This is a genomic window from Streptomyces sp. Tu6071, from assembly GCF_000213055.1.
GTDB classification, from domain to species: domain Bacteria; phylum Actinomycetota; class Actinomycetes; order Streptomycetales; family Streptomycetaceae; genus Streptomyces; species Streptomyces evansiae.
Window position 1 is genome coordinate 837,984 of record NZ_CM001165.1, and the last position, 21,444, is coordinate 859,427.

Annotated in this window: 19 protein-coding genes; 9 read left to right on the forward strand and 10 right to left on the reverse strand. The window is 73.5% G+C overall.

Features of this window, described 5'->3' with window-relative positions:
• Positions 1–33: 33 nt before the first annotated feature.
• Both STTU_RS03455 and STTU_RS03460 read right to left on the reverse strand, forming a co-directional pair.
• A complete protein-coding gene (locus tag STTU_RS03455) occupies positions 34–1,248 on the reverse strand; it encodes an acetyl-CoA C-acetyltransferase (RefSeq protein ID WP_007819870.1) in 1,215 nt (404 codons plus the stop codon).
• A gap of 106 nt (positions 1,249–1,354) precedes the next feature.
• Positions 1,355–2,509 (reverse strand): CaiB/BaiF CoA transferase family protein, encoded by a 1,155-nt coding sequence (locus tag STTU_RS03460; RefSeq protein ID WP_007819871.1) that lies wholly within the window; start codon positions 2,507–2,509, stop codon positions 1,355–1,357.
• 139 nt (positions 2,510–2,648) lie between these two features.
• Between STTU_RS03460 and STTU_RS03465 the strand changes: the two genes are divergently transcribed.
• The 5 genes from STTU_RS03465 (at position 2,649) to STTU_RS03485 (ending at position 6,503) form a co-directional block, all read left to right on the forward strand.
• Positions 2,649–3,116: a DUF523 domain-containing protein gene (locus STTU_RS03465; RefSeq protein ID WP_007819873.1), complete on the forward strand. Its 468-nt coding sequence runs from the start codon at positions 2,649–2,651 to the stop codon at positions 3,114–3,116.
• Positions 3,113–3,643, forward strand: a complete 531-nt coding sequence (locus STTU_RS03470; protein ID WP_043253980.1) for an NUDIX hydrolase — start codon at positions 3,113–3,115, stop codon at positions 3,641–3,643. Before STTU_RS03465 ends, STTU_RS03470 begins: the two co-directional genes overlap by 4 nt.
• Positions 3,644–3,721: 78 nt before the next feature.
• Positions 3,722–4,501 carry a methyltransferase domain-containing protein gene (locus STTU_RS03475; RefSeq protein ID WP_007819877.1) on the forward strand — a complete coding sequence of 260 codons (780 nt, stop codon included), beginning with the start codon at positions 3,722–3,724 and terminating at the stop codon, positions 4,499–4,501.
• 21 nt (positions 4,502–4,522) lie between these two features.
• Positions 4,523–5,170, forward strand: coding sequence for a class I SAM-dependent DNA methyltransferase (locus STTU_RS03480; protein WP_007819879.1), 648 nt, complete (start codon positions 4,523–4,525; stop codon positions 5,168–5,170).
• Positions 5,171–5,291: 121 nt separating this feature from the next.
• The gene (locus tag STTU_RS03485; protein ID WP_007819881.1) at positions 5,292–6,503 is read left to right on the forward strand and encodes a saccharopine dehydrogenase family protein; all 1,212 of its coding nucleotides are present in this window, start codon (positions 5,292–5,294) and stop codon (positions 6,501–6,503) included.
• A 31-nt stretch (positions 6,504–6,534) separates the two neighbouring features.
• Here STTU_RS03485 and STTU_RS03490 read toward each other — a convergent pair whose 3' ends face one another.
• Positions 6,535–7,395, reverse strand: a complete 861-nt coding sequence (locus STTU_RS03490) for an alpha/beta fold hydrolase (protein WP_007819883.1) — start codon at positions 7,393–7,395, stop codon at positions 6,535–6,537.
• Between the two features lie 82 nt (positions 7,396–7,477).
• Positions 7,478–8,170 carry an endonuclease V gene (locus tag STTU_RS03495; protein ID WP_007819885.1) on the reverse strand — a complete coding sequence of 231 codons (693 nt, stop codon included), beginning with the start codon at positions 8,168–8,170 and terminating at the stop codon, positions 7,478–7,480.
• A 157-nt stretch (positions 8,171–8,327) separates the two neighbouring features.
• Between STTU_RS03495 and STTU_RS03500 the strand changes: the two genes are divergently transcribed.
• Positions 8,328–8,741: an SsgA family sporulation/cell division regulator gene (locus STTU_RS03500; protein ID WP_009069909.1), complete on the forward strand. Its 414-nt coding sequence runs from the start codon at positions 8,328–8,330 to the stop codon at positions 8,739–8,741.
• A gap of 130 nt (positions 8,742–8,871) precedes the next feature.
• Here STTU_RS03500 and STTU_RS03505 read toward each other — a convergent pair whose 3' ends face one another.
• On the reverse strand, positions 8,872–9,639 hold the full coding sequence (locus tag STTU_RS03505) for an SDR family NAD(P)-dependent oxidoreductase (protein ID WP_043253982.1): 768 nt from the start codon (positions 9,637–9,639) through the stop codon (positions 8,872–8,874).
• Positions 9,640–10,140: 501 nt separating this feature from the next.
• Between STTU_RS03505 and STTU_RS03510 the strand changes: the two genes are divergently transcribed.
• On the forward strand, positions 10,141–11,121 hold the full coding sequence (locus STTU_RS03510) for an acyl-ACP desaturase (RefSeq protein WP_007819893.1): 981 nt from the start codon (positions 10,141–10,143) through the stop codon (positions 11,119–11,121).
• 261 nt (positions 11,122–11,382) lie between these two features.
• Here STTU_RS03510 and STTU_RS03515 read toward each other — a convergent pair whose 3' ends face one another.
• The 4 genes from STTU_RS03515 to STTU_RS03530 all read right to left on the reverse strand — a co-directional run bounded on the left by STTU_RS03515 (position 11,383) and on the right by STTU_RS03530 (position 15,236).
• Positions 11,383–11,652, reverse strand: coding sequence for a WhiB family transcriptional regulator (locus STTU_RS03515; RefSeq protein ID WP_007819895.1), 270 nt, complete (start codon positions 11,650–11,652; stop codon positions 11,383–11,385).
• Positions 11,653–11,746: 94 nt separating this feature from the next.
• Positions 11,747–12,985 (reverse strand): cytochrome P450, encoded by a 1,239-nt coding sequence (locus STTU_RS03520; protein ID WP_043253985.1) that lies wholly within the window; start codon positions 12,983–12,985, stop codon positions 11,747–11,749.
• A 109-nt stretch (positions 12,986–13,094) separates the two neighbouring features.
• Complete coding sequence (locus STTU_RS03525; RefSeq protein ID WP_043253987.1) at positions 13,095–13,880, reverse strand: VOC family protein; 786 nt, start codon at positions 13,878–13,880, stop codon at positions 13,095–13,097.
• A 306-nt stretch (positions 13,881–14,186) separates the two neighbouring features.
• Entirely contained in the window at positions 14,187–15,236 is a 1,050-nt protein-coding gene (locus STTU_RS03530) for a multicopper oxidase domain-containing protein (protein WP_043253989.1), read from the reverse strand.
• Between the two features lie 197 nt (positions 15,237–15,433).
• Here STTU_RS03530 and STTU_RS03535 point away from each other — a divergent pair, with 197 nt between their 5' ends.
• Together STTU_RS03535 and STTU_RS03540 are read left to right on the forward strand one after the other, a co-directional pair.
• Positions 15,434–17,995 (forward strand): ThuA domain-containing protein, encoded by a 2,562-nt coding sequence (locus tag STTU_RS03535; protein WP_234019127.1) that lies wholly within the window; start codon positions 15,434–15,436, stop codon positions 17,993–17,995.
• 3 nt (positions 17,996–17,998) lie between these two features.
• Positions 17,999–20,269, forward strand: a complete 2,271-nt coding sequence (locus STTU_RS03540; RefSeq protein ID WP_007819902.1) for an OmpL47-type beta-barrel domain-containing protein — start codon at positions 17,999–18,001, stop codon at positions 20,267–20,269.
• A gap of 24 nt (positions 20,270–20,293) precedes the next feature.
• Here the strand turns inward: STTU_RS03540 and STTU_RS03545 are convergent, their stop codons facing one another.
• Positions 20,294–21,442, reverse strand: a complete 1,149-nt coding sequence (locus STTU_RS03545) for a hypothetical protein (RefSeq protein WP_007819904.1) — start codon at positions 21,440–21,442, stop codon at positions 20,294–20,296.
• Positions 21,443–21,444 lie beyond the last annotated feature (2 nt).

Below are 21,444 nucleotides of genomic sequence, written 5' to 3' on the forward strand. Positions count from 1 at the left end.
CGTTGCGTACGAATGGGGGCGGGGCGGGGCCCGTCAGAGGCGTTCGACCACGGTGGCGACGCCCATGCCGCCGCCGACGCAGAGGGTGGCGAGGCCGTAGCGCTTGTCCTGGCGTTCGAGTTCGTCGATGAGCGTGCCGAGGAGCATCGCGCCCGTGGCGCCGAGGGGGTGGCCGAGGGCGATCGCGCCGCCGTTGACGTTGATCCTGTCGAGCGGGACGTCCATGTCCCGGGCGAAGCGGAGGACGACGGCGGCGAACGCCTCGTTCATCTCGTACAGGTCGATGTCGGCGGCGGTGAGACCGGCCTTGGCGAGGGCCTTGCGCGAGGCGGGGGCGGGCCCCGTGAGCATGATCGTGGGGTCCGAGCCGGAGACGGCGGCGGAGAGGATACGGGCGCGGGGGCGGAGCCCGTACCGCTGCCCGACCTCCTCGCCACCGATCGCGACGAGCGCCGAACCGTCCACGATCCCGGAGGAGTTGCCCGCGTGGTGCACGTGGTCGATCTCCTCGACCCAGTGGTACTTCTGGAGCGCGACGGCGTCGAAGCCGCCGAGTTCGCCGATGTCCGCGAAGGACGGCTTGAGCTTCGCGAGGCTGTCGGCCGTCGTACCGGGGCGCGGGTGCTCGTCGCGGTCGAGGACGACGAGGCCGTTGCGGTCGCGCACGGGCACGACGGAGCGGTCGAAGCGGCCCTCCTTCCAGGCGGTCGCGGCGCGTTCCTGCGAGAGGGCCGCGTACTCGTCGACGTCGCGGCGCGTGAAGCCCTCGATGGTCGCGATGAGGTCGGCCCCGATGCCCTGCGGGACGAAGCCCGTCTCCAGGTTCGTCATCGGGTCCATCGCCCAGGCCCCGCCGTCCGAGGCCATCGGGACGCGCGACATCGACTCGACGCCGCCCGCGATCACGAGGTCCTCCCAGCCCGAACGGACCTTCGCCGCGGCGAGGTTGACCGCTTCGAGCCCGGAGGCGCAGAACCTGTTCTCCTGCACCCCGGCAACGGTCTCGGGCAGCCCGGCGGCGATCGCCGCGATGCGCGCGATGTCGGAGCCCTGGTCGCCGAGCGGCGAGACGACGCCGAGCACGATGTCGTCGATCGCGGCGGGGTCGAGGGTGGGGAGGCGGTCCTGGAGGGAGTGGAGGAGACCGACGACGAGGTCGATCGGCTTCGTGCCGTGGAGGGAGCCGGACTGCTTGCCGCGGCCCCGGGGGGTGCGGAGGGCGTCGTAGACGTACGCTTCGGTGGTCATCTCGGCCTTTCGGGGAGGGGGCGGGCGGGTGCCGGCGAGGGGTTGGCCCGAAGCCGGGGCACTGCCCCCGGCCCCGTTTCGGGGCTCCGGCCCCGGGCCCCGCTCCTCAAGCGCCGGAAGGGCTGTTTCTCTGGTCGGTCAGGCCCTCGACTCCCCACTCCTCCGCCACCGCCGCCGTGTCCGCGCCCGGGGTCAGGAGCGGGCCGGGGGCCGGGGCCGGGGTCGCGGAGAAGCGGGGGGCCGGGGCGGGTTGCGGGGTGCCGTCGGGGCCGGGGACGAAGGTGTTCCGGACGGCGAGGTGCGGGTGGTGGGGGGCTTCGCGCAGGGACAGCACGGGTGCGACGCAGCCGTCCGAATCGGCGAAGACCTTCGTCCACTCCGCCCGCGTCCGGGTCCTGAAGGCCGCCGCGATCCGTGCGCGCAGCTCGTCCCAGTGGTCGAAGTCCTCGCGCGCGGGGGCCGTTCCGGCGATGCCGAGGCGTTCGGTGAACTCGTTGTAGAAGCGCTTCTCCAGGGCCCCGACCGCCATGTGCTTGCCGTCGGCGGTCTCGTAGCAGCCGTAGAAGGGACTGCCGCCGTCGAGGAGGTTGCTGCCGCGCCGGTCCTGCCAGCCTCCCGCCGCCATGAGGCCGTGCAGGAGCGTCGTGAGGTGTGCGGCGCCGTCGACGATCGCGGCGTCCACGACCTGGCCCTCGCCCGTGCGCTCGGCGTGCCGCAGCGCGGCGAGGAGACCGACGACGAGGTAGAGCGAGCCGCCCGCGAAGTCGCCGAGGAGGTTCGCCGGGAAGGTGGGGGGCGCTTCGGGGTCGCCGCCGAGCGCGAGGGCCCCGGTTGGAGCGAGGTAGGTGAGGTCGTGCCCGGCGCGGTGGGCGAGCGGGCCTTCCTGGCCCCAGCCGGTCACGCGCCCGTAGACGAGGCGCGGGTTGGCGGCGAGCGCCTGCTCGGGGCCGACGCCGAGGCGTTCGGCGACGCCGGGCCGGAAGCCCTCGACGAGGAGGTCGGCGCGCTCCGCGAGCGCGAGGACAGCGGCGGCGCCCTCCTCGGTCTTGAGGTCGAGTTCGACGGAGCGCTTGCCCCGGTTGGTGAAGTCGAGCGCGGGGTCCATGCCGAACATGCCGCCGCGCTCGGGCCGGTCGACCCGTACGACGTCCGCGCCGAGGTCCGCGAGGAGCATCGCGGCGAAGGGCCCGGGGCCGAGCCCCGCCAGTTCCAGGACCCGCACTCCGCCGAGGGGCCCGCCCCGCTCCGCTGTTCCGCTCATCCGCACGACTCCAGGGCTTGTGACACAACTGATGTAACACCGGCGATGCTATGAACGGCGCGGTCCCGGCACAAGCCCCGGGAAAGCAAGCGCTCAGAAGTGTCGTACGCGAGGGGCGCGGGGTGCGTACGGTGAAGGCGTGGACACCTTGAACGAGCCCTCCCCCGTCCTCGTGAGCGCCTGCCTGCGCGGCGTCGCGTGCCGCTACGACGGGCGCGACAAACGGAGCGGGGCGCTGGACGAACTGCTCGCGGGGCGCCGCGTCGTCGCCTTCTGCCCCGAGCAGGCCGGGGGCCTTCCGACGCCGCGCCGGCCCGCCGAACTGCGCGGCGGGGACGGGCACGGGGTGCTGGAGGGCACGGCCCGGGTCGTGGAGGACACGGGGGACGACGTGACGGCGGCCTTCGTCGCCGGTGCCGAACGCGCCCTGGCCACGGCCCGCCGCACGGGCTGCGCGGAGGCCGTCCTCATGCCGCGCAGCCCCTCGTGCGGCGCGGGCGGGGTCTACGACGGCGCGTTCACGGGGACGCTCACGGCGGGCGAGGGCGTGACGGCCGCGCTGCTGAGGCGGCACGGCATCGCCGTACGGGAGGCTCCGGGCGTATGAGTGGCACCCCGGCCGTCCGCAGGCGCCGTACGTCTCGCGTCCTGCTCACCGACCCCGGGGGGCGTCTGCTCCTGCTGTGCGCCCGCGACCCGCGCACGCCGGGCGCGGCGTGGTGGTTCACGGTGGGCGGGGGCATCGAGGCGGGCGAGTCGCCCGAGGAGGCGGCGCTGCGCGAAGTGGCCGAGGAGACGGGGCTCGTGCTGCGGTCCGGCCGGCTCGGCCCCGTGGTGTGGACGCGGCGGGCCCTCTTCACGGTGGACGGTGTGCGGATCGACCAGGACGAGGAGTTCCGCGTGGTCGTCCTGGACGCGGCCGAGACCGCCGCCGTGCGTGTCGACACGCGCGAGGCGACGCACGGCCACCGCTGGTGGAGCGCGGAGGCCCTCGCGACGACGGCGGAGACGGTGCGCCCGCGCGGGATCGCGGACCGGCTGCCCGCGCTGCTCGCGGCGGGAGCGCGCGGGGACTGGCCGGTGGTGGAGCATCTGGGGGACGTGGACGAGGACGTGGACGCGCGGCGGGCGTAGCGTGGTCCGGGTTCCGGGAGGCGTGCGGCAACGGCTTCGCCCTCGGAGCGGAGGATTCGCCGACGGAGGGCCACGTCCATGACCGACCTGTTCGAGCGTGCCGTACCGGACCCGGCCGCCTACCTCGACCGGCTGGCCGCGACCGACGCGGCGCGTACCTACAAGGCCGTCATCCTCGACGCGCTGGACGCCCGGCCGGGCGCGACGGCGCTCGACCTGGGCTGCGGTTCGGGGGCGGATCTCGGCCCGCTCGCCGACGCGGTGGGCCCGACCGGCAAGGTCGTCGGCGTGGAACTCCTGCCCGGCCTGGCCGAGCGGGCGCGCGAGCGGACGAGGGCCACGGCGCACATCGGCGTGGTGGCCGGGGATCTCCACGCCCTGCCGTTCCCGGACGGCTCCGCCGACCTCGCCCGTACCGACCGGGGCCTCCAGCACGTCGTGGACCCGGCCCGCGCCCTCGCGGAGATCCGGCGTGTCCTGCGTCCCGGCGGCAGGCTCGTCATGGGCGAACCCGACTGGGACTCGCTCGCCATCGACCACCCCGACCTCGGCCTCGCGCGCGCCTACACGCGCCACGTGGCGGACCGGATCGTGCGCAACGGGGTCATCGGGCGGCAACTGCCCCGGCTCGCGCGCGAGGCGGGGTTCGCGGTGCGCGGCGTCGTCCCGGTCACCTCGGTCTTCCGCGAGGTCGAGGCCGCCGACCGGGTGCTCGGCCTGCGGCGCACCACCGAGCGTGCCGTGGCCGCCGGCCGGCTGAGCGCCGCGGAGGCCGAGCGGTGGCTCGGCCACCTCGCCACGGAGCCCTTCCACGCCGCCGTGACCCTCCACGTCGTCGTCGCCGAGGCCGCCGCGTAGTCCGGGTCGTACCCTCACCGGATGACCGAACTCGCGAGCCTGCCCGCCACCCGTACCGCCTACGACGCCATCGCGCCCGTCTACGCGGAGCGGTTCAGCGACTCCCTGCGCGACGTCCCGCTCGAGCGCGCCTTGTTGAGCGCGTTCGCCGAGCTGGTGCGGGCGGGCGGGGACGGCGAGGTCGGCGACCTCGGCTGCGGGCCCGGCTACGTGACGGCGCACCTGCGCGGTCTGGGCCTGCGCGCCTTCGGCGTGGACGCCTCGCCCGCGATGATCGGGCTCGCGCGCGAGGCCCACCCGGGGGTGCGCTTCGAGGTCGGCTCGACGGCCGCGCTCGGCCTCGCCGACGGCGCGCTCGGCGGCGTCCTGTCGCGGTGGTCGCTCATCCACACCCTCCCGGCCGAAGTACCGGCGGTCCTGGACGAGTTCGCCCGCGTCCTCGCCCCGGGCGGTCACCTCCTGCTCTCCCTCGCGGCGACCGACGGGCCCGAGCACGAGACGCAGTCGTACGACCACGCGGTGACCACCGCCTACCGCTGGTCCCCCGACCGCCTCGCCGCACTCCTCGCCGAGCGTGGGCTGCGCGAGTCGGCCCGGACCGTGATCGAGCCGCGGCCCACGGACAAGCGGCAGTTCCAGACACTCCACCTCCTGGCCCGCAAGGCGTAGGCCGGGCCCTGGGACCGGGCCGAGCCGGGGAGCAGACCGGGCACAGCGCGCGGCGGGGAACCGGGCCCACGGCACGGGCCGGGCTCTCCGCGATTCCGGGGCGAGCTGCGAGAGTGGGGGCATGGAGCCGAACACCTTGCCCGGCCGTCCCCACGAAACCGCCCGGAGGGACCGCGAGTTCGACCTCGTGCTCTACGGCGCGAGCGGCTTCGTCGGCGCGCTGACCGCCGCGTACCTCGCCGAACACGCGCCGCCCTCGCTGCGCTGGGCGCTCGCGGGGCGCGGCGAGGAGAAGCTGGAGCGGACGCGCGCCGCGCTGGGGCTGGAGAGCGTGCCCGTCCTGACCGCCGATGCCGAGGACGCGACCGCGCTGCGCGCCCTCGCGGCGCGGACCCGGGTCGTCGCGACGACGGTGGGCCCCTACCTGCGGTACGGGGACGCGCTCGTCGGGGCGTGCGCGGACGCGGGCACGGACTACGCGGACCTCGCCGGGGAGCCGGAGTTCATCGACCGGAGCTATCTGCGCCACGAGGCGCGGGCGCGGGCCACGGGGGCGCGGCTCGTGCACGGCTGCGGATTCGACTCGGTGCCCGCCGATCTCGGCGCGCACTTCACCGTGGGGCTGCTGCCCGAGGGGGTGCCGCTGCGGGTCGACGGCTTCCTCTCGGTCGACGCGGCGCCTTCGGGCGGCACGGTCGACTCGACGCTCACCGCCCTCGGGCGCCCGCTCGCGCTGGCCCGCGCGGCCCGGGAGCGCGCCGCCGTCGAGGCGCCGCCCGAGCCAGGGCGCCGCGTCACGGCCCCGCCGGGACCGCCCCGTTACGTGGGCGAACTCGACGCCTGGGCGCTGCCGCTGCCCGTGCTCGACCCGCTGCTCGTCGCCCGCTCGGCCCGCGCCCTGCCCCGCTACGGCCCGGACTTCCGCTACCGCCACCACGTGACCGCGCGCCGCCTCCCCACCGCGCTCGCGGGACTGGCGGGCGCGGCGGCTCTCCTCGCCGCCGCCCAGGTCCCGCCGCTGCGCCGTGCCCTCTCCGCGCGCCTCGTCCCCGGCACGGGCCCGAGCGAGGAGCGCCGCGCCCGCAGCAGCTTCTCGCTCCGCTTCATCGGGGAGGGCGGCGGCCGGCGCGTGTACACGGAGGTGCGGGGCGGCGACCCGGGCTACGACGAGACGGCCCGCATCCTCGGCGAGTCGGCCCTGTGCCTCGCCCTGGACGATCTCCCGGCGCTGTCGGGCCAGTTGACACCGGCCGTGGCGATGGGCGAGACGCTGACCGAGCGCTTGCGGAGGTCGGGGCTGGTGATCAGGGAGGCGGCACGGCGGGAGGGCTGAGCGGGGTGAGGAGGCGCGCCGTGAAGCCCCCTCACCCCGCCAAGAACCCCCGCAGCCGTCCGAGCAGCGCTTCCGGCCGGTGCAGCGGGATGATGTGGCCCGAGCCCTCGACCAGGCCGCCCGTGACGTCGTCCGCGCAGCCGCGCAGCTGGTGCTCCAGTGCCCCGCCCACCGGGTGGGCGCCGAGGGCGAGGGCCGGGACCGTGAGGCGGGTCGTGGTGATCGCTTCGGCGATGCGGGCGGCGCTCTCGGGGAGTGCGCGGTAGTGGGCGAAGGCGGCGCGCAGGGAATCCCTGCCGGTGTAGGCGCGGACGAAGGCGTCGCGCGCCCAGGCGGGGACGCCCTCGCCGAGGGTGCCCTCGGTCAGGAACCAGTCGATGTAGGCGGCCTCGTGGCCCTCCAGGACCCTTTCGGCGAGGCCCGGCACCGCGTGGAAGCCGAACCACCACGGCGGGCCGCCCGCGAGGAAGTCCTCGGCGCCGGGGAGCCGTCCGAGCAGCGACTCCATGACGACGAGCCGCCGGACGAGCGCGGGGCGGCGCAGGGCGAGGAGGAAGGCGGGCGGGGTGCCCGCGTCGATGCCGACGACGGCGGCCGACGTCACGCCGAGCGCGGCGAGGAGCGCTTCGGCGTCCTCGGCGAGCGTGCCCGCGTCATAGCCGCTCGCGGGCTTGTCGCTCGCCCCGAGCCCGCGCAGGTCGGGCGCGATGAGCGTGTACCGGTCGGCGAGGTCCGCCATGACGACGCGCCACAGCTCCCACGTGTGCGGGAAGCCGTGCAGCAGGAGGACGGCGGGCCCCGAGCCCGCGAGCGCGACGTTGAGCGTGACCCCGTTGACGGGGACGCGGCGGAGGGTGACGTCCTCCAGGGGAAGCGGGCGGGGTGCGGTCATGCGGCGGACTCCCGGGCAGCGAGGGCAGGTTCGTCCCCCACGCTAGGCGGCCCGGCCCTCCGGGCGGGCACGTGCCGGTGCCTCAGTTCCCCACCGCCTCCTTGAGCGCCGCCCTGCACAGGGCGTCCGCGCGGCGCGTCGTCTCCGGGAGGCGGTAGCGCGGGGTCAGGGCGAGGGTGTGGGCGCACGCCGTGTCGAGCGTGACGCGGTGGCCCGCCGAGACGTAGACCGGTTTGACGCCGGTACGGGTCCGCAGCGCCGCGCCCACCTCCTCCGCGCCGTCCAGGAGCGGGGCGCGGGCGCCGCGTTCCTCGCCGGGCGCCGCGTACGTGAAGAGGAACGGGTTCTTCGCGACGCCGAAGACGGGCAGCCCGGTGAGGACGCCGAGGTGCGCCGCGAGCCCGAAGCGGCGCGGGTGGGCGACGCCGTAGCCGTCGCAGACGACGACGCCGGGAGCGACGGGGAGGCGGTCCAGGGCCGCGAGCACGGCGGGGAGTTCGCGGAAGGCGAGGAGTCCGGGCACGTACGGGAACGCGACGCGTCCCACGGCCGTCGCCTGCCCGAGGACGGTGCGGCCCCCGGGGTCGAGGACGACGGCCGCCGCCGCGACGAGGTCGCGGGCATCGTCGTAGGCGACGTCGACGCCCGTCAGGGGGACGGTGCCGGGTGCGGGGCCCGCCTCGTCGCGCACGAGTCGCGCGCGCAGCATCTCCTGCGCGGCGCGCGCCTCCGTCTCGGTACGTGGCCAGTCGGCGGGTGTGCGCAAGATCTCCACGCGCCCATCATGACCGCCGTCACCTGGGGGTACGCGGTTCCCGGGAGCGCGGTGACGAAGTTCACTGCCCCCGACCGGCCACTGAATGGGGCGTTCCGACGTCTTTACCTGGTGTACGGCCGAAGGTCCCGCCCGTCGACAACCAGGGGAGCAGGCGTTGTCCCTCACCATCGAACAAGCTGTCAAGGCCCACGTCGTGGCCGCCGCCGCCTTCTTGCCCACCGTCGAGGCCACGTTCCACTACGACGCGCGCGACCCCTTCGCGGTCCGCGTCGACTTCCCCGCCTCGGCCACGCTGGAGGGCACGGAGGTGAGCTGGACCTTCGCGCGCGAACTCCTGCGCGAGGGCCTCACGGGGCCCGTCGGGACGGGTGACGTGCGGGTGCGCCCGCACGGCTGGGAACGGTTGATCGTGGAGTTCCACGCGCCCGAGGGGATGGCCGTCGTGCACCTGCCGAGCGCGGAGGTGCGCGGTTTCCTGGAGCGGACGGCCGCCGTCGTCGCGCCGGGTGAGGAGCGGATCACGGTGGACCTCGACAGGTGCCTGGCGGCGCTCATGCGGGAGGGCTGAGGGGCGGCGGGACGGGGAGGGGGCAGCGGTACGGGTTGGGGCGGGCCCCGGCGCCGGATCGGCACCCGTGCCCGTTCCGCCTACCGGCACCCCTACCTCGTCCCGGGCCCCCGCCCGCAGCGTCGCGCTGTCAGTTCCGTACCACCGCCGCCGCGACCCTGCCGCCGTCCACGTCGAGCACCGTGCCGTGCACGAAGCCGGCCTCGTCGCTCGCGAGGTAGACGACGGCCGCGGCGATGTCCTCGGGGAGGCCGTGGCGGCCCGCCGGGGTGCCCTCCATCATCACGTCGCCCGGGGACGCGACACCCTCGGGCAGGGGCTCGTGCACGACGCCGGGTGAGACCGCGTTGACGCGGACGCCCCGCGGGCCGTACTCGGCGGACCAGGCGCGGGTCAGGGTCTCGACGGCGCCCTTCGTCGAGGAGTAGAGCGAGCTGACCCCGACGCCGAGGCGGGCGATCCACGAACCGAGGTTGACGATCGCGCCGCCGCCCGCGGCGGCCATCGCGGGCGCGAGCGCGGCGGTGAGGAAGTACGGGGCCTTGACGTTGACCGCGTAGACCCGGTCGAAGGTCTCCTCGTCGACGGTCTCCGTCGTGTTCGGCGGGTAGATCCCCGCGTTGTTCACGAGGATGTCGACGCGACCGCCGAGCACCCGGGTGGCCTCCTCGGCGAGCGCGCGCGAGGCGGCGGCGCTGCCGTCGAGGTCGGCCGCGACGAAATCGGCGGTCCCCCCGGCCGCGCGGATCGCCTCGACGGCCTCCTTGCCGCGCTCGGCGTTGCGCCCGCTGACCACGACGTGGGCGCCCTCGGCGGCGAGCGCCCGCGCGGTCGCACGGCCGATGTTGCTGGTGGAACCTGTGACAAGGGCCGTCTTTCCGGCCAGTCGTCCGCTCACGGAATGCTCCTGGGGCGTCGCGGGGAACTGCGAATGGATTACGTGATCCACTGTGCGCCGTCAAGATTGGACTGTCAAATCCAGTTTGGTGCTCCGCCCGGGTGGCGGCGTGGACGCATGACGCCCTCACGTCCGGCCCGTATGTGGTTCGCCACCGGCGCGGCCTCCGGCCCGCTCACCGCCCGCGCGGAGGCACAGGCACAGGCGCAGGCACAGGCACAGGCACAGGCGCGGGAGCGCAGGGAGGATGTGGGGCGTGGCACGGGGGTGACATCCGGCAGGTGAGCGGGGACCCTGGGGGAGGGAAATCGCGCGCGCGGAAAAGTTGCTCATACCCCGCTCGCGTGCATCGCACACACAATCCCCGCGCCAGGCACTTACATCTCATTAACCTACGGTGTCGTAACCTACGGGTCCGTAGGTAGCCGCGCGCACCCCGCGCCCCGGCCCCGCCTGCGTCCGCTCCCCACCCCTCCGTCCCCAGGAGAATCCGTGAGTCTGGTGTCCCCGCGCCGCTCCCCCGACGACCTCAGTGGCGGCTGGACCGACCGCCGTCTGCTGCTTGCCCTGGAGGAGGTGGTGGAGCGGGAGCTGAACCGGCACCTCTCGGTGACGAAGGACTGGATGCCGCACCACTACGTGCCGTGGGGCGAGGCCAGGAACTTCCCCGAGTTCTTCGTGGACGGGGAGCCCTGGGCGCCGGAGCAGTCGAAGGTCACCGAGGTCGGCAGGACCGCTCTCGTCGTCAATCTCCTGACCGAGGACAACCTGCCGAGCTACCACCACGAGATCGCCGCGCTCTTCGGCCGCGACGGCGCCTGGGGCACGTGGGTGCACCGCTGGACCGCCGAGGAGGCCCGGCACGGGATCGTGATGCGGGACTACCTGCTCGCGAGCCGCGCCGTCGACCCGGACGCGCTGGAGCGGTTCCGCATGGAGCACATGAGCGCCGGTTTCGAGTCCGACAACCGGCACTCGATGCTCCACTCGGTCGCCTACGTGGCCTTCCAGGAACTCGCCACGCGCGTCTCGCACCGCAACACGGGCCACCAGTCGGGCGACCCGGTGTGCGACCGGATGCTCGCGCGCATCGCGACCGACGAGAACCTGCACATGGTCTTCTACCGCAACCTGCTGCGCGCCTCGCTCGACCTCGCCCCCGACCTCGCGCTCTCCGCGATCCGCGACGTCGTCGTCGACTTCCGCATGCCGGGCCACGGCATCCCGAACTTCGGCCGCGCGGCGGCGCAGATGGCGATCGGCGAGGTCTACAACCTGCGCATCCACCACGACGACGTGCTCTCCCCCGTGCTGCGCTACCTCAAGGTCCTCGACCGCGACGGGCTCGGCCCCGAGGGGCTCAAGGCGCAGGAGGAGCTGGGCTACTTCATGGGCGGACTCGACGACAAGGCGAGCGAGTTCGACGAGAAGCTCGCCGCGCGCAAAGCGCGACTGGCGGCCAAGGCGGCGGCCGAGGGCTGAGCGGGCGGGACGAGGGCGGCGGTACGGGTCCGGGGGCGGTGGTACGCGGCGGCGGCGCCCCCGGCAGTCGGGAACTCCCCGCACGGCCCCCGCCCTCACGCGGCGCGTGGAACACCCCCGCGCGCCGCACCGTTTCCCCCCTCGCGCGGCGCAGGGGGTACCCCGCGCCGCACCGTTGCCACCCTCACGCGGCGCGCGGAACTCCGGCCCGGCGCCCCGTTCGCACACACCGCCCGGGGCTCCCCCACGCCGTCCCCACCCTCACGCCCTCCGCAGCCTCCGCAGCCGTCCCCGCTCCTTCTCCGAGAGGCCGCCCCACACCCCGTAGCGCTCGTCGCGGGCGAGGGCGTGTTCCAGGCAGGCGCGGCGGCTCGGGCAGGAGCGGCAGACGCGTTTGGCGTCCTGGACCGAACCGCCCGGCTCGGGAAAGAAGAAGTCCGGGCCGATCTGCGCGCACAGGGCCGCTTCCTGCCAGTCCTCGGGCTCCTCGCCCGTGCTCGTGCTGTCCCCGTGATCGCTCATGACGAGCATGCTGCCGTGGGCGCGGAAACAAACGATCGACGAACGATCAACGCGCGTTCAACGCCGAGTCCCGGGCGGCGTGTCGAGGTTGGACACGACGGCGTCACACGCCCACCGGCAGCTCGGCGAACCCCCGCATCACGAAGTTCGGTCGCCGCCTCGCCTCGCCCGCGAGGTGGAGGCCCGGGGCCCGGTCGAGCAGGGCCGCGAGCGAGGCGGTGAGTTCGAGGCGGGCGAGCGGGGCGCCGACGCAGTAGTGGATGCCCGCGCTGAAGGAGACGTGCGGGACGGCGGGGCGGGTGAGGTCGAGGCGGTGCGGCTCGGCGAAGACGGTCGGGTCGTGGTTGGCGGAGCCGAAGAGGAGGGCCAGCTCCTCGCCGCGCGGGATCGTGACGCCGTCGATCTCGATGTCGTCGAGCACCCACCGCTCGAAGAGCTGCAACGGCGTGTCGTAGCGCAGCAGTTCCTCCACGGCGGTGGGGACGAGGCCGTGGTCGGCGCGGAGGGCGGCGAGCTGGTCGGGGTGGGTGAGCAGCGCGTGCCAGCCGTTGACGGTCGCGCCCACGGTGGCCTCGTGCCCCGCGTTGAGGAGCAGTGCGCAGGTCGCGACGATCTCCGCCTCGCTGAGCCGGTCCCCCGCCTCGCGGGCGGCGACGAGCGCCGAGACGAGGTCGTCGCCCGGTCGGCGCGCGCGGTCCGCGATGAGGGCGCGCAGGTACGCGGAGAACTCGGCCGACGCGGCGACCGCCCGACGCGCCGTCTCCTCGGACGGGTTCAGCTCGTACATCGCGCAGATCGCCGCCGACCAGGGGCGCAGGAGCGGGCGATCGGCCTCCGGCACGCCGAGGAGTTCGGCGATGACCGCGACGGGCAGCGGCTCGGCGACGTCGGTCAGGAGGTCGCCGCCGCCCCGCTCGGCGAGCGCGTCGGCGAGATCGCGGGCCAACCCGGTCACGTACGGGCGCAGCGCCTCGACCGTGCGCGGGGTGAAGGCGTGCGAGACGAGGCGGCGGATGCGGGTGTGGTCCGGGGGTTCGAGTTCGAGCATCCCGAGGTCGTTCAGCTCGTGGAAGGGCGCGTGCGCGCGCGGGGGCGGTGTGCGGCCGAACTCCTCGTGCGTGTAGCGGTGCTGGTAGCTCCGGCCGAGGCGGCGGTCGCGCAGGAGCGCGGAGACGTCGGCGTGGTGCGGGACGAGCCACTGGCCGCTCGGCGCGTAGTGGAGGACGCGGCCCGCCTCGCGCAGCGCGGCGTAGACCGGGTAGGGGTCGGCGAGGAAGGCGGGGTCGCCGTGGTCGAAGGCGGCGGGGGCGAGGGGGCGCGGGGTGGCGGCTGGTGCGGACATGGCAGGACGGTAGAGGGCGCGGGACCGGGTGACCAGGCCCCCGCGCGGACCGGGGCCGGTTCGCCCCGCGTCGTCCGGAGGCACGCCCGGCGGCGCCCGAAGCCGCTGCTCAGTTACGCGGGTTCGGCGTCATCACGGCGAAGACCGCCCCGTGCGGGTCCGTGAAGCGCGCCATGCGGCCCACGTCGGGGATGTCGAGCGGTTCCACCTCGGTGCTCGCTCCGCCCGCGAGCGCCTTCGCCGCCGTCGCGTCGCAGTCGGAGACGTTGAAGTACGGGAGCCAGTACGGGCCGCGCCCGCTCGTCGCGGGGTCGAGCGGGGCGACCCCGGCGAACATGTCCTCGGGGGTGCCTCCGGCGGGGTGCGGCATGAGGTAGTCGCCGCCCTCCATGTGCATCGTCGTCGTCTCCCAGCCGAAGACCCGGCCGTAGAAGGTGACGGCGGCGGGGGGCTCGGGGCTCTCCAGCTCGGCCCAGAAGAAGGCGTTCGTGTCGGTGACGATCTCCAGGCCCGTGTTGGTGCCCGGCTCCCACACGGCGAAGGCGGCGCCCTGGGGGTCGGTGCAGGCGGCGAGCCTGCCGAGGTCCATGACGTCCGTCGCCGAGGTCGTCACGGTGCCGCCGTTCCGCTCGACGGTCCGCGCGCTCGCCGCCGCGTCGGGTGTCTTGAAGTAGATCGTCCAGGCGGGCGGCACCTTGTCGGCCGGCATCGGCATGACGGCGGCGACCGTCTTGTCGTGGAGCTTGAACAGCCCGTAGTTCCCCATGTCCGGGCCCATGCGCTGGAGCGACCAGCCGAAGAGCCCCGCGTAGAACTCCTCGGCCCGGTCGAGGTCGGGCGTGGACAGTTCGAGCCAGACGGGCTCGCCGTCGGCGTAGTGTGCGCTGTTGAGCATGGCGGAACTTCCCTCGCTCGCTTCGTGAGCCCGCCGCCACGGGGTACGGGCACGGCGGACGCCCTCCCTCCGAGTCTGGCACCGCCGCCCGCGAGGCGCGCGACGAGCGGGACCCCCGCCCGCGCAGGCGCCGCGCCGCCCCTTCCCCCCCGGACGGCCGGTGGGCGGGGGCGTCCTCCGGGCCCCCGCCCGAACCCCGCACCCCGCCCGAACCCCGCACGGGGCCCCCGCGCCCAGCCTGCGGCCGGGACCCCTCTCAGAGCCCGTACCCACGGGCCCGACCCGCCCGCCCGCAGGCGCCGCCCCTCAGCCTCCGTGCCCCGCGTGCTCCCCGGCCGGGCTCTTCCCGGACGCCGTCCCCTTGCCCGTGGCGCCGCTCTTCTTCATCGTGTGGCCCTCGTGCCCCGGGACCGTGCCGTCCTCCTTCGCGACCAGGAACATTCCGGCCATGCCCATGTCGGAGTGCGACTGGACGTGGCAGTGGTACATCCACGCCCCGGCGCCCACGCCCTCGCCCGCGAGGACCTGGAAGCCGAAGGAGTCGGCGGGCCCGACGATCTTGTTGTCGATGACGGCCGAGGGGTCGTCGGGGCCCGTGAGCAGGCCCGTGCGGTTGTCCGCCCAGCGGTGACCGTGCATGTGGAAGGTGTGGTAGTACTCGCCGTGCGTGATCATGACGATCTCGACGCGCTCCCCCACGACGGCCTCGAAGTCGGGGCCCTGCTTGAGGTTGTTGATCGTCATGTCGTTGAAGACGATCGTGTACGTGCGGTCGGGCAGCAGATCGCCCTTGCGGCGGACCACCACTCCCCCGTAGAGCCCGTTGCGGATGCCGCCCGTGCCGTGGTCGGTGCCCACGACGTGGTCGTGGTAGTGCCAGTAGCCCGCGCTGCCGGGGCGGTAGGTGCCGTCGGCGCGCTTGCCCGGCTTGTGGGTGCGCCAGGTGTACGTGCGGTGGCCGCCCGGCGGGACGTGACTGCCGCTCATGCGGGTGCCGTCGCTGGTGATCTCGTAGTCCAGGCCGTGGACGTGGAGGCTCGCGTCGACGTCCATGGTGTTCTCGAAGTCGATGTGCAGCGTGTCGCCCTCGTTCAGCTCGATGAGCGGCCCGGGGATGCTCGCCTTGCCCTTCTCCAGGCCGTAGCCCATCTGACCGTTCGCCAGGCGCTCCGCGTACATCGTGATGCGGCGCACCTCGCCCCCCGCGGGCGCGGTCGGCGCCGTCACGGCGGCCTGCGCCGTACCGCTCGTCGCACTCGCGCCCACCACGCCGAGGCCGGCCGCCGCGGCTGCTCCGCCGAGCAGGTAGCGCCTGCCGATGCGCCGTCCTCCCGAGCCCTCGTCCGTCGAAGCCATCACGAACTCCTTTTCCGATGTGCGGACTTGCCGGACCCCAAGGGCCCCAGGGACGGGCACACGGTAGCCGCGCGGGCCTCGTTTATCCACGGTGAGGACAAAGTTTGTGCCATTCAGGTCATAGGTATTGGCCTCCCGGGCAAAGGGGTCTAGCTTCGGCGGCGCTGTTGCTGCGACTGACGAGGGTGGAGGACCACATGCGGTTCACACCGCACCACCGGACATCGACTCAGGTGTCCGGCACCGAGAGAACACACTCCGCATCCCCCACGGGAACCACACGGACCGGCGCCACCAGAACATCACCCACACGGGTCCGGGCCCGCCGGCGAGCACGGCTCGCCGGGGCCGCGGTCCTCGCCTCGGCCGCGCTCGCGACCGGGCTGCTCACCGGGCCGCCCGCCGGCGCCGCGGGCAAGGCCACGCTCGCCCTGCCCTCGCCGCCCGGCGGGGACGAGGTCAAGGTGCTCATCTACACCGGGAGCACCGCCCCGGAGTCCCCCGCGGTCAACGCGGGGATCGAGGCCATCGAGAAGATCGGCCAGTCCGGGCCCGCCGGTCAGCGCTTCACGATCGAGGCGACCGACAAGGCGAAGGTCTTCACCAACGCGACCAAGCTCGGGAAGACCAACGCCGTCGTCTTCCTCACGGGGCCCGGCGACGTCCTCAACGCCGATCAGGAAGCGGGACTTGAGGCGTACATCAAGGCCGGGGGCGGCTTCGTCGGCCTGAACGACGCGGCGCGTACCGAGCCGTACTCCGACTGGTACACCGGGCTCATCGGGGCGCGGCCCGTCGAGGGCAGCGGGGCGAAGGCCCAGCGCGCCACCGTCGAGGTCGGCGACCGGCTCAACCCGGCGACGAAGGACCTGCCGCTGGAGTGGAAGCACCCCGACAAGTGGCTCAACTGGCAGACGAACCCGAGCGGCAAGGTGCACACCGTCGCCCGGGTCCGCGAGTCCACGTACAGCCCGGGTGCGGGCGCCAACGGCGCCGACCACCCGGTCTCGTGGTGCCGCGACTACGACGGCGGGCGGTCCTTCTACTCCGCGATGGGCGGTACGGCGGACAGCTTCGCCGAGACCGACTTCCGCGCCCACCTGCGCGGCGCCCTGCTGTGGACGACGCGTCTCGTACAAGCGGACTGCAAGGCGACGATCGAGTCGAACTACGTCGCCGAGCGGCTCACGCAGCCGAACAAGGCGGGCGAGAACGACCAGATCGGCGAGCCGCACGGCCTCGTCACCGCCCCCGACGGCCGCGTCTTCTACATCGGGCGCGGCGGCAAGGACGGGAGCCAGCCGGTCGTGACCGACTGGAACGACCCCGACGTCGGCAAGGGCGAGGGCGAGATCCACATCTACGACCCGAAGACCAAGCAGGTCACGCTCGCCGGGAAGCTCTCCGTCTTCGGCAACAAGGGCGGGGGCGACGAGCTGGTCAAGGTCGAGGAGGGGCTGCTCGGCATCGCGCTGGACCCGCGCTTCGAGGACAACGGCTGGGTGTACCTGCACTACACGCCGCACTCCAAGCTCGACCGCGACAAGCAGATGGCGACCCGCCAGGTCTCGCGCTTCACGCTCGACAAGAAGACCAACAAGCTGGACCTCTCCTCCGAGAAGGTCCTGCTCTCCTGGCCGGTCCAGGTGCACTCCTGCTGCCACGCGGGCGGCGGCCTGGCCTGGGACTCGCACGACAACCTGTACATCGCCGTAGGTGACAACAACTCCTCGCAGTTCAGCGATGGTTACTCCGGCAACAACCCGCAGCCCAACTACAAGGGCGTCTCCTTCGCGGATGCGCGCCGCACGGCGGGCAACACCAACAACCTCAACGGGAAGATCCTGCGCATCCACCCGGAGCAGGACGGCACCTACACCATCCCCGAGGGGAACCTCTTCACCGGCAAGGAGACCGCCGAGGGCGGCGGCAAGACGCGCGGCGAGATCTACGTGATGGGCGTGCGCAACCCGGCGCGCATCTCGATCGACAAGAAGACCGACACCCTCTACGCGGGCTGGGTCGGCCCCGACGCGGGCGCCCCGAGCGAGACCTGGGGCCCGGCCAAGTACGACACCTTCGCCGTCATCACGAAGGCGAGCAACCGCGGCTGGCCGTACTGCATGGGCAACAAGCAGCCGTACCGCGACCGCAACCTGCCCGACCCGAGCAAGCCGCTCGGCTGGTACGACTGCGACCACCCGAAGAACGAGTCCCCGAACAACGACGGGCTCGTCAACCTCCCGCCCGTCACGGGCAACAACATCTGGTACTCGCCCCAGGGCGGCGGCCCGGACTACCCGCGCAACGCGGCCGGGGTGCCCTCGTACAAGCAGAGCGAGGCCACGTACAAGCTGCCGTGGCTCAAGGGCGGCGGCCAGGCCACGATGGACGGCCCGGTCTACCGGTACGACGAGAACAGCGCCAGCTCCGTCAAGTGGCCCGAGTACTGGGACGGCAAGTGGTTCGTCGGCGACTTCTACGACGACACGCAGCCCCGGCACGCGGTGCTCATGGACCCGAAGACACAGGGCGACGGGGGACTGCCCGTCCACGCCGAGTCGCTGCGGAAGATCGTCCCGGTCGGTGAGAACGGCATCCGCAACCTGATGGACTGGAAGTTCGCGCCCGACGGCTCGCTCTACGTCCTCGACTACGGACGCGGCTTCTTCACCTCGGACAGCCACTCCGCGCTGTGGCGCGTGACCTACAAGGGCGGGGGCCCCACCCCCGCCGCCGACCAGCTCGTGAGGAGGTAAGCGGTGCGACCACGACGGCGTACGAGAGCGCGGCACCGGGCCCCCCGGCTGCTGCTGACCCTGCTCGCCGCGTTCGGGCTCGTCCTCGGACTGAGCGCGACCAGCGCGACGAGCGACACGGGGGCCAGGACCACGGCCGCCCAGAAGACCGCCGCCCCGGAGAAGGACGCCGCGCCCAAGGCGGCGCAGGTGCTCAACTGGAGCGCGGGCGACGACATCACGCACTACGTCTCCGCGCCCGAGAAGGCGGTCGCCGGGCCCGCCACGATCGTCTTCGAGAACAGCGCGGCCACCGGCAACACCACCGGGATGCCGCACACGCTGACCTTCGACGTCTCCAGCCCCGACTACAACAACGACGTCAACGTCAACATCCTCGCCAACCCCTCGGACGCCGAGGGCGGCAAGCACAGCGTCGACGTCGTGCTCACCCCGGGCACGTACCGCTACCACTGCACGATCCCGGGGCACCTCTCGATGGAGGGCACCCTCGTGGTGACCGACGGCGGGGGCGGCGAGGACACCACCGCGCCCACCACCTCGGCGAAGGTGAGCGGCGACCAGAACGCCGACGGGGCCTACGTCGGCTCCGCGTCCGTCGCGATCGAGGCGAGCGACGAGGGCGCGGGCGTCGACACCGTCGAGTACGCGATCGGCGCGGACGGCGCCTGGCAGCCGTACACGGCGCCCGTCGTCGTCGACCAGGTCGGCGAGCACGTCGTGCGCTACCGCGCGACCGACAAGGCGGGCAACGCGGCCGAGGAGAAGTCCGTCTCCTTCACCGTCGCGGGCCCCCCGACCGACGACCAGGACGCGCCCGAGACCTCGGCGACCGTCGCGGGCGACAAGGACGAGAACGGTGCCTACCTCGGGATGGCGACCGTCACCGTCACCGCCTCCGACACCGGTTCCGGCGTCAACAAGATCGAGTACGCGCTCGGCGCCGACGGGGCGTGGCAGGAGTACACCGGGCCCGTCATGGTCCACGAGCCGGGCGAGCACGTGGTGCGGTACCGGGCCACCGACAAGGCGGGCAACGCGGCGGCCGAGAAGACCGTCTCGTTCACCGTCGTCGAGCCGCCCGCGCAGGACACCACGGCGCCCGTGGTGGGCGCGGAGGTGACCGGTTCGAAGAACTCGGACGGCGCCTACCTCGCCTCGGCGAAGCTCACCCTGAACGCGACCGACGAGGAGTCGGGCGTCGACAAGGTCGAGTACTCGCTCGACGCGGGCCCCTACCTCGCCTACAGCAAGCCGGTCGTGGTCGACCGCGTCGGCCGGCACACCGTCGACTACCGCGCGAGCGACAAGGCGGGCAACACCTCCGAGGCGCGGCAGGTGGCCTTCACCGTCGCGGCCGGGGGCGGCGTCCCCGCGCCGGGCTGCGCCGAGTTCGACGAGCGGAAGACCGTCTTCGTCGGCACGGTCGACTCCGGGGTGCCCAACCGCATCACGGAGAACCGCTGCCGGATCAACGAGCGCATCGAGGACGAGAAGGACTGGTCGTCGAACGCCCTGTTCCTCAAGCACGTCACCAAGGTGCTCGACGAGCTGCGCGCCGAGAACGTCATCGACGCGCGCGAGCGCAAGGCCATCAACCAGGCCGCCAAGGCGTCCGGGATCGGCAAGCCGGGGCAGACGACCGGCTACAAGGACCTCATGGACGGCTCGCAGGCCCAGTTCGACAAGTGGGAGCAGGTGGGCGGCGGCAAGTTCAAGCTGAACGACGACGGCTCGATCACCAGCTCCACCGACGTCGACGGCATGGGCATGCTGTGGTTCCCGGAGCGGAAGTTCGACGACTTCTCGCTCAAGCTCCGCTTCCGTGACGACGGGCCGGGCACCGCCAACGCCAACGGCGGGGTCTTCGTCCGCTTCCCGAACGTCCACGACCACCCGGAGGAGTCGCGGCCCGAGTGGGTCGCGATCAACTACGGGCACGAGATCCAGATCTTCGACTCCCCCTCCGGGGACATGTACAAGACCGGGTCCGTGTACGGCTTCGACCGGGTCGGTCTCGCGGGCGCCGGGGTCACCGAGAAGGGGACCTGGAACGACTACGAGATCCGGGCCGTCGACCAGCACTTCCAGATCTTCCGCAACGGGGTGCTGATCAACGAGTTCGACAACACGGGCGGTCAGCTCTTCGAGCCGCCCCGGTCCGGTGACCCGGGCACCGACGGGCGGCGCTACGCCTCCGGCTACGTCGGTCTCCAGGTGCACAGCACGTCCGACGTCATCTCCTACCGGGACATCCGGATTCAGGAGCTGTAGTCCGGCGCGGACGCGCGGCACGGTTCAGCCGGGAGCGGCGGCGGTGGCACCCCCACCGTCGCCGCTCCCTTGTCCGCGCGCGGCGTGCGCCGCCGCCTTCGGGGTGCGCCCACCCGGGTGCCGGTGGCGCCAGATCCAGAAGACCGCGCAGGAGACGAGGGCCCAGGCGGCGAGCACGAGGTAGGGGAAGAGGTGCTGGTGGCCTCGGAAGTACACGGCAGTGTGCTGCGCGTTGACCGAGGCGCCCGGTGGCAGCCACTGCCCGATGTGCCCGAGGACCGAGGGCAGCAGCGGCCAGGAGACCGCGCCGCCCGAGGACGGATTGCCGAGCAGCACCATGACGCCCCAGGTCGGGAGCATCGCCCAGCGCCCGACGAGGGTGTTGAACATCGTGAAGACCATGCCGCACGTGAACATCGTGAAGGCGAGGATGAGCCAGGACTGCGTGAAGGGCAGGCGCAGCGCGCCGAGCCACCAGTCCACGACGGCCGCGATCGTGAACCCGCCGAGCAGCGCGTACACGGCCGTGCACGCGATCCGTTCCAGCGGGTCCAGACCCCGCGCGTGCACACTGAGCTGGATGGCGCCGACGAAGCCGACGATGACGGCGGCGAGCGAGATGTAGAAGAGCGCGAGGCCGCGGGGGTCCCCCGACTGGAGCGGATTGACGTCCCGGACGGTTACGGGCGTCCCCGTCGCCCTGCCGACCTTCGGCGCGGCCTCGGCGAGGAGCTGGGCGACCGAGGCACCCGAGGCGCCCGAGAGGTCGAGCCGCGCGCGCTCGCCGTCGCGGCTGAGCACGGCGAACACCTTCTGCTCCTCGATCGCGTCGCGCGCGGCCCCGTCGTCGCGGTACGCGTGCAGGCTCAGCCCCGCGTCGAGCGCGCGCTCCATGCCGTCCACGAACCGCAGGCCCTGCGGCCAGCGGTGCTCGCCGACGACGGCGATCGGCACGTGGCGGGGCGTCGGCTTCGCCATCTGGTACGTGTACGAGCCGGCGAAGAGCCCGGCGGCGGCGGCCAGGATGAGGCACAGCACAGCGGCGGGCCAGTACGCGGAGGTGCGGAAGTCGGCCCACCGCTCGCGGGCGGAGGGGCGGTGGGCGTGGTCGGGGTGGGCGCCGGAGTGGCGCCCGGTGTCCTCGTCGGGGCCGGGGCTGCCGGGGTCGGCCATGA

What these genes read in the sequence shown, in the direction of transcription:
- STTU_RS03455 (WP_007819870.1), bottom strand. Translation starts at nt 1,248, where the DNA reads ATGACCACCGAAGCGTACGTCTACGACGCCCTCCGCACCCCCCGGGGC.
- STTU_RS03460 (WP_007819871.1), bottom strand. Translation starts at nt 2,509, where the DNA reads ATGAGCGGAACAGCGGAGCGGGGCGGGCCCCTCGGCGGAGTGCGGGTC.
- STTU_RS03470 (WP_043253980.1), top strand. Translation starts at nt 3,113, where the DNA reads ATGAGTGGCACCCCGGCCGTCCGCAGGCGCCGTACGTCTCGCGTCCTG.
- STTU_RS03475 (WP_007819877.1), top strand. Translation starts at nt 3,722, where the DNA reads ATGACCGACCTGTTCGAGCGTGCCGTACCGGACCCGGCCGCCTACCTC.
- STTU_RS03480 (WP_007819879.1), top strand. Translation starts at nt 4,523, where the DNA reads ATGACCGAACTCGCGAGCCTGCCCGCCACCCGTACCGCCTACGACGCC.
- STTU_RS03485 (WP_007819881.1), top strand. Translation starts at nt 5,292, where the DNA reads ATGGAGCCGAACACCTTGCCCGGCCGTCCCCACGAAACCGCCCGGAGG.
- STTU_RS03490 (WP_007819883.1), bottom strand. Translation starts at nt 7,395, where the DNA reads ATGACCGCACCCCGCCCGCTTCCCCTGGAGGACGTCACCCTCCGCCGC.
- STTU_RS03515 (WP_007819895.1), bottom strand. Translation starts at nt 11,652, where the DNA reads ATGCTCGTCATGAGCGATCACGGGGACAGCACGAGCACGGGCGAGGAG.
- STTU_RS03520 (WP_043253985.1), bottom strand. Translation starts at nt 12,985, where the DNA reads ATGTCCGCACCAGCCGCCACCCCGCGCCCCCTCGCCCCCGCCGCCTTC.
- STTU_RS03525 (WP_043253987.1), bottom strand. Translation starts at nt 13,880, where the DNA reads ATGCTCAACAGCGCACACTACGCCGACGGCGAGCCCGTCTGGCTCGAA.
- STTU_RS03530 (WP_043253989.1), bottom strand. Translation starts at nt 15,236, where the DNA reads ATGGCTTCGACGGACGAGGGCTCGGGAGGACGGCGCATCGGCAGGCGC.
- STTU_RS03535 (WP_234019127.1), top strand. Translation starts at nt 15,434, where the DNA reads ATGCGGTTCACACCGCACCACCGGACATCGACTCAGGTGTCCGGCACC.
- STTU_RS03545 (WP_007819904.1), bottom strand. Translation starts at nt 21,442, where the DNA reads ATGGCCGACCCCGGCAGCCCCGGCCCCGACGAGGACACCGGGCGCCAC.